The sequence below is a fragment of the Gordonibacter urolithinfaciens genome (assembly GCF_900199375.1).
Lineage (GTDB): Bacteria > Actinomycetota > Coriobacteriia > Coriobacteriales > Eggerthellaceae > Gordonibacter > Gordonibacter urolithinfaciens.
Genome location: NZ_LT900217.1, coordinates 1,025,771 through 1,040,802, shown reverse-complemented (window position 1 = coordinate 1,040,802; position 15,032 = coordinate 1,025,771). Strand labels below are relative to the sequence as shown.

Here is a 15,032-nt window from a genome sequence, read left to right as displayed (position 1 = left end):
ATGACCCTCACCGACACGCTGCATATCGAGACCGTCTCCGCTGGCAAGCGCCACGTGGAGGCGTTCATGCCCATCACCCCCGACGTGCTCCAGCCGCACGGCTACCTGCATGGCGGCGCAACCATCGCGCTCTTGGAGACGGTGGCCAGCATCGGCGCCGAGCAGGGCACCGATTTCGAACGTGAACGCCCTTTCGGCGTCGATGTGCGGGTGCGCCATCGCAAGGGTGGCAGGAAGGGCATGCTGCGCGGCGTGGCCGACCTCGACTGCGAGGAGGTCTCGGAGCGCACCGGTGCCGTGAAGCAGTACTGGAACGTGGCGGCGTACGACGACGCGGGCGACGTGGTGTCCGACGGCGTGGTCATGACCAAGATCGTGCCCCTCGCGTACCTGGAGGCGAAAGGCGAGGGAGGCGCGTGAGGCGTCGCCTTTCGTCTCCCTCCTTGCCCAAGACGGGTGCGCTTTGTCGCCCAGGGCGCATCCATCGGCCTCTCCTACGGGGGAGGGAGCGGCTTCGAGCGGCCTCGACCACCGGTGAAGAAGACGTGGAGGGGGAAATATTGCCACATTTTCTTTTACCTTCGATTACATTGTGCTATCATAACCGTCGCTGCAACAAGCAGCTTACGGGTTGTGGCTCAGCTTGGTAGAGCGCTGCGTTCGGGACGCAGAGGCCGCAGGTTCAAATCCTGTCAACCCGACCAGGGAGCTAAAGGGATGTAACTTTCAAGGAGCATCCCTTTTTTGCATAGTGTGTGCTACTCTGACGGCGTTGGAGTGGGCGGGGCGCGCTGCGGTGGCGGCCCGTAAGACAAGCTTGGAGGAACGTATGAAAATCCTGGGTATGGGCATGCCGGAGCTGCTGATCATCTTGGCAGTCATCCTGCTGATCTTCGGGCCGAAGAACCTCCCGAAGCTCGGCGGCGCGATCGGCAAGACCGTCAAGAACCTGCGCGAGGGCATGGGCGGCGGCAAGGCCATCGAGGAAGCCGAGGACGAGGACGAGGAAGTCGTCGAAGAGGTTGAGGAAGAGAAACCGGCCCCCAAGAAGGCTACCACGACTGCGAAGAGGACCACGGCGGCGAAGAAGAAGGCCGAATAGCCTGGCGCTAGCGAATCGGTTCGCGGTATGTGCAGACGGCTCGGCCGGGCACATACCGCTTTTTTGTATATCGGCCGACACTCCGTCGGAGCACTCACGTACAGAGATAAAAAGCCGCACGTCCGACAACCGGGCGTGCCTGTTGTAGGTATCGGACAGGTGAGAAGCATGGCAAACGACAACTTCATCCTCACGCAGGAGGGCAAGGAAAAGCTCGAGGAGGAACTGCACTACCTCGAGACCGAGAAGCGCGCCGAGATCGGCGAGCGCATCAAGGTGGCGCGCGAGTTCGGCGATATCTCGGAGAACTCCGAGTACGACGATGCCAAGAACGAGCAGGGCATGATGGAGGCGCGCATCGCCGAGATCAGCCGCATCCTGTCCGAGGCCACCGTCGTGAGCACGCCGAAGCGTTCCAGCAAGGTGAACATCGGCTCCATGGTCACGGTGGACATGGGGGGCAAGGAGCGCGTCTTCACCATCGTGGGCGGTGCCGAGAGCGACGCGGCTGCCGGCAAGATCAGCAACGAGTCGCCGGTGGGTGCAGCGCTCTTGGGCCACAAGAAGGGTGACAAGGTGGAGACTACGGGCCCGACCGGCCGCGACATCTCCATGGTGATTCTGAAGATCGAGCATTAGGAAGTTCCGTCGGCTTGGCGGCCGCCGGAACTCGCCGACGACTGCGGTTCCGGTTCCGTCGGCCTGGCGGCCGCCGGAACCCGCCGACGCTGCGGCCCGCCCTCGCACCCGATCTTCGCGCGATGTCGCGGGCTTGCGTACCGAAGTACGCGGCGCCCGCGCCATCCCCCGAATCTCGGGCACGAGGGCGGGCCTCGCTGACTTACTACGCCAACCTGCGCGGTTGGTTTTCGCGCTTCGCGCGAAGGGCCCGGCCCTGGTGGGCGAGCCCGCTCTGCGAGCTGAACGAGATTGAGGGGCACTGAACTATGAGCGACACCAACGACACGACGGATACCGGGCAGGTCATCGAGGACGATCCCATCGCGGTGCGCCGCGCCAAGCGCGAGGCGCTGCTGGCGGCGGGGCGCGACCCATACGGCCATGCGTTCGCTTACTCGCACCACTTGGCCGACCTTGCCTCCCAGTACGAGGGTCTCGAGGACGGCGCGTCCACCGAGGACGAGGTGCAGGTGGCAGGCCGCATCATGGCCAAGCGCGACCAGGGCAAGCTCGCTTTTCTCGAGCTGCGCGACTCCTCGGGCGACATGCAGCTGTTCTGCCGCATCAACGCGCTGGGCGAGGAATCGTTCTCCGAGCTCAAGGACCTCGACGTGGGCGACTGGATCGGCGTCGTCGGCACCATGATGCGCACGAAGCGCGGCCAGCTCTCCGTGGCGGTCGAGTCCTTCGAGCTGCTGTCCAAGAGCCTGCGCCCCCTGCCCGAGAAGTTCCACGGCCTGGCCGACAAGGAGACGCGCTACCGCCAGCGCTACGTCGACCTGGTAATGAACCCCGAGGTGAAGGACACGTTCACGAAGCGCTTCAAAATCGTGGCAGCCATCCGCCGCTTTATGGAAGACCACGGCTACTTCGAGGTGGAGACGCCCATCCTGCACCCCATCCTCGGCGGCGCGAACGCGCGCCCCTTCGTCACGCATCACAACGCGCTCGACAAGGACTTCTACCTGCGCATCGCCACCGAGCTGCACCTCAAGCGCCTCATCGTGGGCGGCTTCGAGAAGGTGTTCGAGATCGGCCGGCAGTTCCGCAACGAGGGCATGGACCCCTACCACAACCCCGAGTTCACCACCATGGAGTTCTACCAGGCGTTCTCCGACCTGGAGGGCATGATGGAGCTCACGCAGGGCGTCGTGCAGGCCGCGGCGCTGGCCGCATGCGGCACCACGCAGGTTGAGTACCAGGGCCAGCAGGTGGACCTGGGCGGCACGTGGCGCCGCGCCACCATGATCGAGCTGGCCAGCGAGGGCGCGGGGGAGGACGTGAGCTTCGCGCGCACCCGCGAGGAGCTGGTGGCCATCCTCGAGCGCAACGGCGGCCATGCCGAGGACGCGTGGGGCAAGGGCAAGCTCATCGCCGAGATCTTCGAGGCGGTTGCCGAGGAGAAGCTCATCCAGCCCACGTTCGTGACGGAGCATCCCCTGGAGGTGTCGCCGCTCGCCAAGAAGAAGGCTGGCGAGCCCGAGCTCACCGAGCGCTTCGAGCTGTTCATCTGCGGCCACGAGTACGCCAACGCCTTCGGCGAGCTGAACGACCCGGTGGACCAGGCCGAGCGCTTCCGCAAGCAGGTGGAGGCGAAGGACCTGGGCGACGACGAGGCCATGGGCTACGACGACGACTACGTGCGCGCGCTCGAGTACGGCATGCCCCCGGCGGGCGGCTGCGGCATCGGCATCGACCGCCTGGTCATGCTGCTCACCGACGCCCCGTCCATCCGCGACGTGTTGCTGTTCCCCCACATGAGGGATGAGGCCCCTGCAGGCGGGCGCTCGCGCGCTGCCGCGCCGGTTGCGGCCGCGCCGACGGCTGTCGCCGACGCTCCTGCGGCCGCGCCCATCGACTTCTCGAAGGTGGTCGTGGAGCCGCTGTTCGAGGACGAGGTCGATTTCGACACGTTCAGCAAGTCGGACTTCCGCGCCGTGAAGGTGAAGGAGTGCGCAGCCGTTCCCAAGAGCAAGAAGCTGCTGCAGTTCACGCTCGATGACGGCACGGGCGCCGACCGCGTCATCCTGTCCGGCATCCACGCCTACTACGAGCCGGAGGAGCTGGTGGGCCGCACGCTCATCGCCATCACCAACCTCCCGCCGCGCAAGATGATGGGCGTCGAATCGTGCGGCATGCTGCTCTCCGCCATCCACGAGGAGCCCGGCAAGGACGGCCAGCCCGAGGAGCGCCTGAACCTGCTCATGGTGGACGACCGCATCCCCGCCGGCGCGAAGCTGTACTAGCGTCCCGGCAAAAGCACGCTTCCAACGAAGGCCGCCCTCGCACCCGCTCGGGCGGCCTTCTTGCGTCTAAGACGCCCCAGCGCACGGGAAACCCGGTTTCGTGGCAGGTTTTGACGATAGTTGATCATTCGAGATGCCGGAAGCCGGCTGCTGAAGGCTCCTTCTCGAAGGGCATTCGCAAAGGGCCAGGTCATGTTCATGTCTCTCAAACCGGTGTGCCTGACCGAAAAAGCCGATGATAAACTAGCGCCATTTTCTGCCACGAGCGTGGCGAATCGCCGCGCGCGAGGCGGATTGCGCTCAGCCGAGCAGCTCCCTTCGGAGGGCGAGCTGGCGCGCGGGGTATTCGGAGCAGACGGGCCTGGCCCTCGTGCCGAGGTGCTTCGCCAGCGCCTTGGCGAACCGGTTGTACTCCTGGTAGTTTTCCACCTGTTTCCAGGTGGCGGTCACCACCGTGAATCCGAGTGCCTCGAGCGCATCCTTGCGGGCGGCGTCCTCGGCGATGCGCTCGGCTCCGGTGTGGCAGAGCGTGCTGTCGTACTCCACGGCCACACGCTCATCGGGCCAGATAAGGTCGCAGCGCAAATGCGAGCGGCCGGTGACCCAGCGGCTGCGCTCGGGTATGGGGACGACAGCGTTCATCAAGGGGTGCTTGATGCCGCTTCCTCCGCGCAGACAGGGAAGGGTCACGAGCTCGGCCAGCGTTGATTCGCGCGGCGAGGCCGAGCCCTCCATGATGTGGGGGAGGGCTGTGCGCAGGGCTTTCGCTCCTCGAACGCCGTCGAGTTTTCGCAGGCAGGACGCTATTTTCTCCGGCGAGGTGAGCGGCTTCCTGGCCCCTGATCCGTAGGGGCGGCTCTCGTCGGGCGCGAACGTGCCGCAGAACTCGTATCCGAGGTGGGCGGTTCGTGGGAGGCTCGAGCAGCGGCAGCCGGACATCGCGAGGTGCGCTCCTGCGAAAAACCCCGCACGTGTCAGAACCTCGTCAGAAGTGAGCACTTTTGGAGGCATCGGGGGGCACGGCAGCGCGCAGCCGGAGGTCGTGATAGGATGAACGGGTCGCCGCCGCCTGCGCTTGTGGAGCGAGCGTGTGCGGCCATATGCGGCATTGGCACTCTCAATACAAGAGTGCTAAGATGGCACGGAACCATACGATAGACTCTGCGAGAATAGAGGCTAGCATGTCATTTGAGAAGTTTACGGACAAAGCGCGCAAGGTGCTCGTCCTGGCGCAGGATGAGGCCCGCTCGCTCCACCAGCCCTACGTGGGCACCGAGCACATCCTGCTCGGCCTTATACAAGAGAAGGACGGACTGGCCGCCCAGGCCCTCGACCGCAAGGGCGTGAAGTACGACGCCGTGGTGCAGGCTATCCGCCAGGTGGTGGCCATCGACGAGGACACCGACGTGTCCGGGCATCTCTCCTTCACGCCCCGCGTCAAGCGCGTGCTGGAGAACAGCCTGCGCGAGGCCATGCAGATGGGCCAATCCTACATATCCACCGAGCATCTGCTGCTCGGCATCGTGCGCGAGGGCGACGGTACCGCGCTCGAGGTGCTCACGCGCCTGGGCATCTCCGGCGACGACGTGCGCAGCGCGCTGAACGACCTCGTGGGGCAGAGCCCCGTGTACGCCGGGCGCAACGCGTTCGACCCCCAAGGCCAAGGCTCCGACAGCGTGCTCAAGGAGTTCGGCACCGACCTCACGCAGAAGGCGCGCGACGGCAAGCTGGACCCGGTCATCGGCCGCGCGGGCGAGATCGAGCGCGTCATGCAGGTGCTCTCGCGCCGCCAGAAGAACAACCCGCTGCTCATCGGCGAGCCGGGCGTGGGCAAGACCGCCGTGGCCGAGGGCCTGGCGCAGCTCATCGTGTCGAACCAGGTGCCGGACATCCTGCGCGACAAGCGCCTGTTCACGCTCGACGTGAGCGCGCTCGTGGCCGGGTCGAAGTACCGCGGCGAGTTCGAAGAGCGCCTGAAGAAGTGCATCAAGGAGGTCATGGACGCGGGCGACATCATCCTGTTCATCGACGAGATGCACACGCTCATCGGCGCGGGATCGGCCGAGGGCTCCATCGACGCGGCCGCCATCCTGAAGCCGCCGCTGTCGCGCGGCGAGATCCAGGTCATCGGCGCCACCACCATCGACGAGTACCGCAAGCACCTGGAGAAGGACTCCGCGCTGGAGCGCCGCTTCCAGCCCATCACCGTGGGCGAGCCGAACGAGGAGCAGGCGCTGCGCATCATGGAGGGCCTGCGCGACCGCTACGAGGCGCATCACCAGGTACACTTCACCGACGAGGCGCTGCAGGCGGCCGTGACGCTGGCCGACCGCTACATCCAGGACCGCTTCCTGCCCGACAAGGCCATCGACGTGCTCGACGAGGCCGGCGCCCGCATGCGCATCCGCAACATGACGCTGCCGAAGGAGCTGCGCGACCTGGACGAGGACCTGCGCAAGCTCCGCGCCGAGAAGGACGGTGCCATCGCCGCCCAGGACTTCGAGCGCGCCGCCCAGCTGCGCGACGAGGAGGCCCAGCTCAAGGACAAGCGCGCCCAGGCCGAGAAGGACTGGGAGGAGAATGCCCAGAAGACCATCCAGCAGGTGACGGTGGAGGACATCGCCGACGTGGTGTCCATGACCACGGGCGTGCCGGTATCGAACCTCACCGAGGCCGAGACCGAGAAGCTGCTGCGCATGGAGAGCGTGCTGCACGAGCGCGTCGTGGGCCAGGAAGAGGCCGTCACGGCGCTGTCGAAGGCCATCCGCCGCTCGCGCTCGGGCCTCAAGGATCCGAAGCGGCCCGCCGGCTCGTTCATCTTCCTGGGCCCCTCGGGCGTGGGCAAGACGGAGCTCTCGAAGGCGCTGGCCGAGTTCCTGTTCAACTCCGAGGATGCGCTCCTGTCCTTCGACATGTCCGAGTACATGGAGAAGCACAGCGTGTCCCGCCTGGTCGGCAGCCCTCCGGGCTACGTGGGCTTCGACGAGGGCGGCCAGCTGACGAAGGCCGTTCGCCAGCGCCCCTACTCGGTGGTGCTGTTCGACGAGATCGAGAAGGCGCACCCCGACGTGTTCAACATCCTGCTCCAGATCTTGGAGGAGGGCCGCTTGACGGACGCGCAGGGTCGCACGGTCGACTTCCGCAACACGGTCATCATCATGACGTCGAACGTGGGCGCGCGCGAGATCGCGCAGCCGACGACGCTCGGCTTCTCCACCGAGGAGCACGCGGGCCTCTCCGACAAGGAGATAAAGAGCCGCGTCATGTCCGAGATGAAGAAGCTGTTCCGTCCCGAGTTCCTGAACCGCATCGACGAGATCATCGTGTTCAAGAGCCTGAACGACGAGCAGATCGCCGAGATCGTGAAGCTCATGGTGGCCGACCTGCGCGAGCGCCTGATCGCGCAGAACATGTCCATCAACCTGACCGACACGGCGTGCAAGCTCATCGCCAAGGAGGGCACCGATGCCACGTTCGGCGCGCGCCCGCTGCGCCGTGCTATCCAGCGCTTGCTGGAGGACCCGCTGTCCGAGGAGATACTCGAGGGCAAGTGGTCCACGGGGTCGATCATCGACGTGGATGCAGTGGACGGCGAGCTTGTGTTCACCCAGGGCTCGGGCGTTGTCCCGGAGCCGCGGAAGCGCGACAGCATCGCGCGTGATGCCGAGCTGCTGCTGACGAACTACGACCTTGGCCATGCCGGCGTGCGTGGCGGCGGGTCGATGTCGGGCGGCGCGGCAGACTAGCGCTCCCCCTGAAAAGCTCCCCTGTTCCCTGGGCTCGCATCTGGCGCCCGGGGAGCAGGGGTTTCTTGCGTTCTGGACCCGCATTTGTCGTATACTGGGGAAACGCTGATTGCTGCATCGTTCGGCCCGTTTGCAGGGCATGGGCTCTGCCCTTGCCGACGACCTGCGACGGGCCGCCTGTTGGGCGGCAAGGGCAGAGCCCATGCCCTGCGGCGCCTATGCGAGCTTCGCTCAACCGACCGACTACAGGAGGTTCTATGTTCGGAGACAACCTCGATCGCATCGTGAAGGGCATCGAGAAGAACTACGAGGCCGACGAGATATTCTTCACGAAACCGGGGCGGCAGTTTCCCAGCCGCTCGGCCGTGAAGGGGGTTCTCAAGGACTTGCGGCGGGTGCTGTTTCCGGGCTATTTCGGCGACGAGATGCTCACGCCGTCCACGAGTCCGGAGTACTTCATCGGCGAGACGCTCATCCAGATCGAGCGGGCGCTGCGCGAGCAGATCGTCCTCGCCCTCGCCTACACGTCCGACGACCGCGACGCCGAGGAGGCCGATCCGGCCCGCTCGCTGTGCGGCGGGACTCCCGAGCGCATCTGCGATCGCGCCTCGGAGGTGTGCACGGTGTTTTTCGACGAGCTTCCCAGCATCCAGCGGGTGCTGCTCACCGATGTTCAGGCGCTCTACGACGGAGATCCGGCCGCCGGCTCGAAGGAGGAGGTCATCTTCTCGTATCCAGGCCTGTACGCCATCTACGTGTACCGTATCGCGCACGTGCTCTACCAGCAGAACGTGCCCATCATCCCGCGCATCATGACCGAGCTCGCGCACAGCGGCACGGGCATCGACATCGGCGCGGGGGCCGAGATCGGCGAGTACTTCTTCATCGACCACGGCACGGGCGTGGTGATAGGCGAGACCACCGTCATCGGCGACCACGTGAAGCTCTACCAAGGCGTGACGCTCGGCGCGCTGTCCACGCGCGGCGGGCAGCGGCTCGCGGGGGTGCGGCGCCATCCCACCATCGAGGACGACGTGACCATCTACTCCAACGCCTCGGTGCTCGGCGGCGAGACGGTGATCGGGAAGGGGTCGGTCATCGCCGGTTCCGCGTTCGTCACCTCGTCGATCCCGCCGCATTCCCGCGTGTCGCTGAAGGCGCAGGAGATCACCGTGCGCCAACCGGGCGAGCGGGACTAAGTCCGCGGGCGCAGCGGGCGGGGCGGAAACGGAACAGCGCAAGGCGGAGAGGAAGATCCCATGACCAAGACAATCGATCCCGTGTTCTCGTCGGAGGTGCTGCGCGCGCCTGAGCTGGCGTGCGACAGCTTGGACATCGACACGATCGCGCAGTCGCTGCACGGGCTGAAGGGCGAGGTCGACAAGAACCCGCAGACCGCGGCCATCATACTGGCCGGCGGCACGGGGGAGCGCTTCGGCAAGGAGGGCGGCAAGCAGCTCGTGGAGATAGCGGGCAAGCCCATCCTCACCTGGTCGGCCGAGGCCTTCGACGCTGTGGGCGACATCGGGCTCATCGTCATCGTGTGCCCCGAGGACCGCTGCGACGAGTACCTCAAGCGCGCCATCGACCCGTTCCCGTTCGTCACGCCCATCGTGGTGGCGCCCTCGGGCCCCAGCCGCCAGGAATCGGCGTTCTCGGGCCTGGAGTTCGTGCCGGACGACTACGAGTACGTCATCCTGCACGACGGCGCCCGCCCGCTCATCTCGCCCGACCTCATCGCGCACACCATCGCCACGCTCAAGGGCAACATCGACTGCGACGGCGCCGTGGTGGCGCACCCGGCGGTGGACACCTTGAAGGTGGTGGAGAACGGCGTGATCGTGGGCACGCCCGATCGCCGCGTGTTCTGGAACGCGCAGACCCCGCAGGTGTTCCGCGCCGGCATCTACCGCCGCGCGCACGCCTCGGCGCTCTCCGACGGCTTCATGGGCACCGACGACTCCTCGCTCATCGAGCGCTTGGGCGGCCGCGTGCTCGTGGTGGAGGGCAAGCGCGACAACATCAAGCTCACCGTGCCTGAGGACTACCTCATGCTGGCCGCCGCCGTGCGCACCAACTACATGAAGGGGGCAGAGGAATGACGGGCTCGTTCGATCCGGCCTCCCTGCGCATCGGGCAGGGCTACGACGTGCATGCGTTCGCCGAGGGGCGCCGGCTCGTTCTGGGCGGCGTGGACATACCGCATGCGCGCGGGCTCTTGGGGCACTCGGATGCCGACGTGCTCGCGCACGCCATTGCCGACGCCCTGCTCGGCGGCATCCGCGGGGGCGACATCGGGAAGCTCTTCCCCGACACCGACCCGGCCTTCAAGGATGCGGACTCGCTCAAGCTCTTGGCCGCCGTGGCCGACAAGGTGCGCGAGGAGGGCTACGCCATCCTCGACGTGGATTCCGTCATCGCCGCTCAAGCGCCCAAGCTCTCGCCGCACCGCGATGCCATGCGCGCGAACCTGGCCGCCGCCATGGGCATCCCCGTGGAGAACGTGGGCGTGAAGGCCACCACCACCGAGCACCTGGGCTTCGAGGGCCGCGAGGAGGGCATCTCCGCCACGGCCGCGTGCCTGCTCTGCCGATGTAGCTAGAAGGCCGGTTCCTTCGGGAAGCCGGCCCGCTCGGCCCGCTGTGCTAGAATTTCAGGTTGACGCGCGCCCGCATGGGGCGGCGTTTCGGACAGGCAGGATGCGAGGACACTCTATGATCAGGCTCTACGACACCAAGGTCCGCGAGAAGGTGGACCTCGAGACGCTCGAGCGCGGCAAGGTCGGCATGTACGTGTGCGGCCCCACCGTGTACAACTACATCCATGTGGGCAACGCGCGCACGTTCATCAGCTTCGACAACATCCGCCGCTACCTCATGTGGCGCGGCTTCGACGTGAAGTTCGTGCAGAACGTCACCGACGTCGACGACAAGATCATCGGCAAGTCGCTCGAGGAGGGCCGCCCGGCCGCCGAGGTGGCCGCCGAGTACACCGAGGCGTTCATCGAGGACATGCGCCGCGCGAACGTGCTCGACCCCGACGTGCGCCCGAAGGCCACCGAGGAGATCCCCGAGATGATCGAGCTCATCGGCGAGCTCGTGGACGGCGGCCACGCCTACGAGGTGGAGGGCGACGTGTACTTCAGCGTGCGCTCGTTCCCGGACTACGGGGCGCTCTCGGGCCGCAACGTCGACGAGATGGAGGGAGGTCACCGCGAGCTGCGCGCCGACGGCAAGGGCGTGGAGGACCGCAAGCGCGACCCGCTCGACTTCGCGCTGTGGAAGGCCGCCAAGCCCGGTGAGCCGGCGTGGGAGTCGCCGTGGGGCATGGGCCGTCCGGGCTGGCACATCGAGTGCTCGGCCATGTCGCGCAAGTACCTGGGGCTGCCGTTCGACATCCACGGCGGCGGCGGCGACCTCGTGTTCCCGCACCACGAGAACGAGCGCGCCCAGAGCGAGGCCGCGTGCGGCTGCACGTTCGCGAACCACTGGATGCACGGCGGCATGCTGCAGATCAACTCCGAGAAGATGAGCAAGTCGCTGGGGAACTTCAAGCTGCTGCGCGAAGTGCTGGAGACGACGCGTCCCGAGGTGCTGCGCTTCCTCATGCTGCAGACGCACTACCGCAGCCCCCTCGACTTCTCCGCCGACCGCCTGGACGAGGCCGCCTCGGCGCTCGGCCGCATCGAGAACGCGGTGAAGAACCTGGACTGGCTGCTGGCCAACGCCGAGGACATCCCCTCGCCGCTCGACCTGCGCGCGCTCACGGACCGCACGCGCCAGGCGAAGATGGGCTTCATCCTTGCCATGGACGACGACTTCAACACGTGCAAGGCGCTGGGCGAGGTGTTCGACTTCATCGCCGACGTGAACGCGCAGGCGGCGGGCAAGACGCTGTCGCTGTCCGACGTGCCGCCCGTGCGCGACGCCCGCGCGCTCATCGTCGAGCTCATGGGCGTGTTCGGCATCGACGTGGAGGCCGCCGCCGCGGATGCGGCGGGCGAAGGCTCTGCGTACCCCGCCGAGGTCGTGGCGCTGGCCGCCGACATCGCCGGCTACGAGGGCTCGGATGCCGCCGAGGCCGTGGACGCGCTCCTGGCCGCCCGCGCCGACGCCCGCGCCGCCAAGGACTGGGCCCGCGCCGACGCCGTCCGCGACGGCTTATGCGGCCTCGGCTTCACCATCGAGGACACCCCCCAGGGCGCCCGCGTGACGTACGAAGGGTAGGGCGGCGTCAAAGGATTCGCATGCGAAGGACGGCTCCGAGGGGCCGTCCTTTTCGTGTCGGAAGTTTTCCTGTTAGGGGACAAGGGGGCGGTTCTCTTGTCCCTCTCCTTGGATTTTCTCAGGGAAGCGGCGCTCCCAGCAGGAAATCGTACAGGTTCACGTGGCGCACGCCGTCGCGGCCGTAGTCGGTGCGGTCTTTCGTGATCAGCACGCGAGGGAATCCGTCTGAGAGCTTGGCGAAGGGGGTGAGCTCGCGTTCGAGCGTGGTGGGATCGAGCACGGTCTCGCTCACCTGAACATAGCTAATGCTTCTCCCGTCCTGCACGACGAAATCGATCTCGGCGTTGGGAAGCGTTCCGACACTCACGTCGTATCCCCGGCGGATGAGCTCGAGGAACACCATGTTCTCCGTCAGATGGCCGCGGTTGCCGGCGCGCAGCCCCAAGACGCGGTTGCGAAGGCCGGGGTCGACGACGTAGTATTTTCCGTTCGTGCGCAGGCGCTCCTTGCCGCGGATGTCGTAGCGGTCGCAGCGGTAGATGAGGTGGGCCTTCTGCATGAGCGAGAGGTAGTTGTCGATCGTCTCGGCGCTCACTCTGTGGCCGCCTGCCCTGAGGGCCTTCTCGATAGCCGAGGCGGAGGTTTGGTTGCCGACGTTGTCGAGCACGAACGAGGCCACGCGCGCGAAAGCCGCCTCGTTGCGAATCCTTCCGCGCAGCAGGATGTCTCGCGTGAACACGGAGTCGTAGATGCCGTCGAGGATGGCGTGCTTGAGGGCGTCGGTGGGGGCGAGCGCCACGGCGGGGAAGCCGCCTTCCCGCACGAGGAGCTCGTAGGCGTCTTCGGCCGCCTGGCGTTCGGAGACGTCGATGCCGACGAACTGGCAGAGCTCCGCTAGGGAAAGCGGCAGGACGTGCAGGCTCACGTAACGGCCGGAGAGGTACGTCATGTCCTCGCCCGAGAACATCCTCGCGTTCGATCCGGTGACGTAGATGTCCAGCCCGAATTCCGCGCGAAGCCCGTTGATCGTCGGTTCCCAGCGATCGAGCTCCTGCACCTCGTCGACGAAGAGGTACTTAGGGCCCTCGCGGTTCGCACGCTCGGCGACGTGGGCGATGAACGCGTCCGGATCGGTGAGGCTGCTGTTCGAGGGGAGCTCGAAGTCGACGTAGATGATGGAGTCGGGGGAGGTGCCGCCTTCCACCAGGTCGTTGCGGAGCTGTCTCATGAGGGTCGACTTCCCGCAACGGCGCACGCCGACGATGGCCTTGACGAGCTCGGGGGCCTTCAAGTCTTCGAGCTTGTTCATGTAAAGAGGGCGGCGAATCATAAAGGCTCCTTGCTCTATGGGTGATTTTAGGATAGCAGGTTTTCCGGTTAGCACTTGGAAAATTATCGAAAATGAAAAGTTTTCCAAGTGCTAACCGGAAAACTTCTCCATTTTTAAAGTTATCCGGTTAGCACTTAGAAAACTCGTGATAGTGAAGCCTTCCTCCGCGCTTGAGCTTTTGGCGATGGGTCGCGCCGCCGTCGTCCTGCGCTACAATACGGCGCATGCGAAATCAGACGGCACATATCCCGGAACTCCTCGCGCCGGCCGGCGGGCGGGCGCAGCTGGAGGCGGCGGTGCGCTTCGGGGCGGACGCCGTGTACTTCGCCTGCGATCGCTTCGGGCTGCGCCAGCGCGCCTCGAACTTCGCGCTCGACGACGTGCCGGCGGCGGTGGCCTGCGCTCATGCGGCCGGCGCGAAGGCCTACGTGGCCGTGAACGCGCTCATGGACGCCGACGATGTGGCGGCGCTGCCGGCGTACCTGGAGGCACTCGACGCGGCCGGCGCGGACGCGCTCATCGTGAGCGACCTCGGCGCGTTCTCGCTCGCGCGCAAGCACGCGCCGCATGCGGACCTGCACGTGAGCACGCAGGCGGGCGTCATGAACGCCGTCGCGGCCCGCATGTGGCACGAGCTGGGGGCGAGCCGCGTGGTGTGCGCCCGCGAGATGAGCGTGGAAGACATCGCGCGGATGCGCGCCGACGCGCCGCGCGATCTGGAGCTGGAGGCGTTCGTGCACGGGGCCATGTGCATGGCCGTGTCGGGGCGCTGCCTCTTGAGCTCGGCCATGGCCGGCCGCTCGGGCAACAGGGGGCACTGCGCCCAGCCGTGCCGGTGGAGCTACGCGCTGGTGGAGGAGCAGCGCTCCGGCGAGTTCTACCCGGTGGAGGAGGACGTGCGCGGCACCTACGTCATGAACGCGCAGGACCTGTGCATGGTGGAGCACCTGGACGATCTGGCCGCCGCCGGCGTGGACTCGCTCAAGATAGAGGGGCGCAACAAGAAGGCGTTCTACGTGGCATCGGTCGTGCACGCCTACCGCCGCGTGCTCGACGGGGCCGACCCGGCCGAGGGCGCGGCCGAGCTCGCGTGCGTGTCGCACCGTCCGTACTCAACCGGCTTCTACTACGGGGCCGCCGAGCAGTCGCCGGAATGCGACGGCTACGTGAGGGAGTGCCTGCATGCGGCCGACGTGCGCGTATGCGCCCCCGCCGGGCACGGCGCCTGGCGCGTGGAGGCGGTGTGCCGCAACCGCTTCTGCGAGGGCGACGAGCTGGAGGCCGTCGTGCCCGGACGCGCATCCTTCAGCGTGCGGGTGCGCAACCTGGCCTGGCTGCCGCGACCCGATGCGGACGATCCGCACCCCGCGCCCGTCCCCGCAGCTGTGGCGAACCGCTCCGCCGAGGCGTACGCGTTCACGGTCGCCGAAGAGCTCTCCCCGGGAGACTTCCTGCGCATAAGGACACCGTAGGCGATCTCCTCGTCATCCCATCAGCCGGCCGAGAGCTCGTGTGCTAGGGGAGCTGTCCGGCGCATACGGCAATCCCCGAGGTTGACCGCATGCGCCGGGGCGGCCGTCTCTGGTCGCATGGTTTCGGCTGGCTGATATGAGGGGGGACCTCCGGTTGGTGCGGGAAGGGCGGCATCTTCGTCATCGTTGAGCTTTGCGCCCCTCATCTGCGCCGAAGCGATGGATACCT

General features: G+C 66.6%; 12 protein-coding genes and 1 tRNA gene. 11 read left to right on the top strand and 2 right to left on the bottom strand.

Translation table 11 applies throughout. The features are described from left to right. The 5 genes from BN3560_RS04560 (at position 1) to lysS (ending at position 4,029) form a co-directional block, all read left to right on the top strand. The gene (locus BN3560_RS04560; RefSeq protein ID WP_096227169.1) at positions 1-420 is read left to right on the top strand and encodes a PaaI family thioesterase; all 420 of its coding nucleotides are present in this window, start codon (positions 1-3) and stop codon (positions 418-420) included. A 207-nt stretch (positions 421-627) separates the two neighbouring features. Then, positions 628-704 (top strand) — tRNA-Pro (locus BN3560_RS04555). A 125-nt stretch (positions 705-829) separates the two neighbouring features. After that, positions 830-1,102 (top strand): twin-arginine translocase TatA/TatE family subunit, encoded by a 273-nt coding sequence (gene tatA, locus BN3560_RS04550; protein WP_096227168.1) that lies wholly within the window; start codon positions 830-832, stop codon positions 1,100-1,102. 168 nt (positions 1,103-1,270) lie between these two features. After that, a complete protein-coding gene (gene greA, locus BN3560_RS04545) occupies positions 1,271-1,741 on the top strand; it encodes a transcription elongation factor GreA (RefSeq protein WP_087191547.1) in 471 nt (156 codons plus the stop codon). A gap of 308 nt (positions 1,742-2,049) precedes the next feature. Continuing rightward, positions 2,050-4,029: a lysine--tRNA ligase gene (gene lysS, locus BN3560_RS04540; RefSeq protein WP_096227167.1), complete on the top strand. Its 1,980-nt coding sequence runs from the start codon at positions 2,050-2,052 to the stop codon at positions 4,027-4,029. Between the two features lie 300 nt (positions 4,030-4,329). Here the strand turns inward: lysS and BN3560_RS14670 are convergent, their stop codons facing one another. Further along, complete coding sequence (locus BN3560_RS14670) at positions 4,330-4,671, bottom strand: hypothetical protein (protein WP_231897343.1); 342 nt, start codon at positions 4,669-4,671, stop codon at positions 4,330-4,332. A gap of 539 nt (positions 4,672-5,210) precedes the next feature. Here BN3560_RS14670 and BN3560_RS04530 point away from each other — a divergent pair. The 5 genes from BN3560_RS04530 to cysS all read left to right on the top strand — a co-directional run bounded on the left by BN3560_RS04530 (position 5,211) and on the right by cysS (position 12,001). Next, on the top strand, positions 5,211-7,775 hold the full coding sequence (locus tag BN3560_RS04530; protein WP_096227166.1) for an ATP-dependent Clp protease ATP-binding subunit: 2,565 nt from the start codon (positions 5,211-5,213) through the stop codon (positions 7,773-7,775). Positions 7,776-8,032: 257 nt separating this feature from the next. Further along, positions 8,033-8,974, top strand: a complete 942-nt coding sequence (locus tag BN3560_RS04525) for a serine O-acetyltransferase (protein WP_087191550.1) — start codon at positions 8,033-8,035, stop codon at positions 8,972-8,974. A gap of 60 nt (positions 8,975-9,034) precedes the next feature. After that, positions 9,035-9,877 (top strand): 2-C-methyl-D-erythritol 4-phosphate cytidylyltransferase, encoded by an 843-nt coding sequence (ispD, locus tag BN3560_RS04520; RefSeq protein WP_087191551.1) that lies wholly within the window; start codon positions 9,035-9,037, stop codon positions 9,875-9,877. Further along, a complete protein-coding gene (gene ispF / locus BN3560_RS04515; protein WP_096227165.1) occupies positions 9,874-10,377 on the top strand; it encodes a 2-C-methyl-D-erythritol 2,4-cyclodiphosphate synthase in 504 nt (167 codons plus the stop codon). Before ispD ends, ispF begins: the two co-directional genes overlap by 4 nt. 112 nt (positions 10,378-10,489) lie before the next feature. Beyond that, positions 10,490-12,001: a cysteine--tRNA ligase gene (gene cysS, locus BN3560_RS04510; RefSeq protein ID WP_096227164.1), complete on the top strand. Its 1,512-nt coding sequence runs from the start codon at positions 10,490-10,492 to the stop codon at positions 11,999-12,001. Between the two features lie 118 nt (positions 12,002-12,119). On the opposite strand, the gene BN3560_RS04505 is transcribed toward cysS, so the two are convergent. Then, a complete protein-coding gene (locus BN3560_RS04505) occupies positions 12,120-13,331 on the bottom strand; it encodes an ATP-binding protein (RefSeq protein ID WP_096227163.1) in 1,212 nt (403 codons plus the stop codon). A 224-nt stretch (positions 13,332-13,555) separates the two neighbouring features. On the opposite strand from BN3560_RS04505, the gene BN3560_RS04500 reads away from it, so the two are divergent. Continuing rightward, the gene (locus BN3560_RS04500) at positions 13,556-14,803 is read left to right on the top strand and encodes a U32 family peptidase (protein WP_096227162.1); all 1,248 of its coding nucleotides are present in this window, start codon (positions 13,556-13,558) and stop codon (positions 14,801-14,803) included. Positions 14,804-15,032 lie beyond the last annotated feature (229 nt).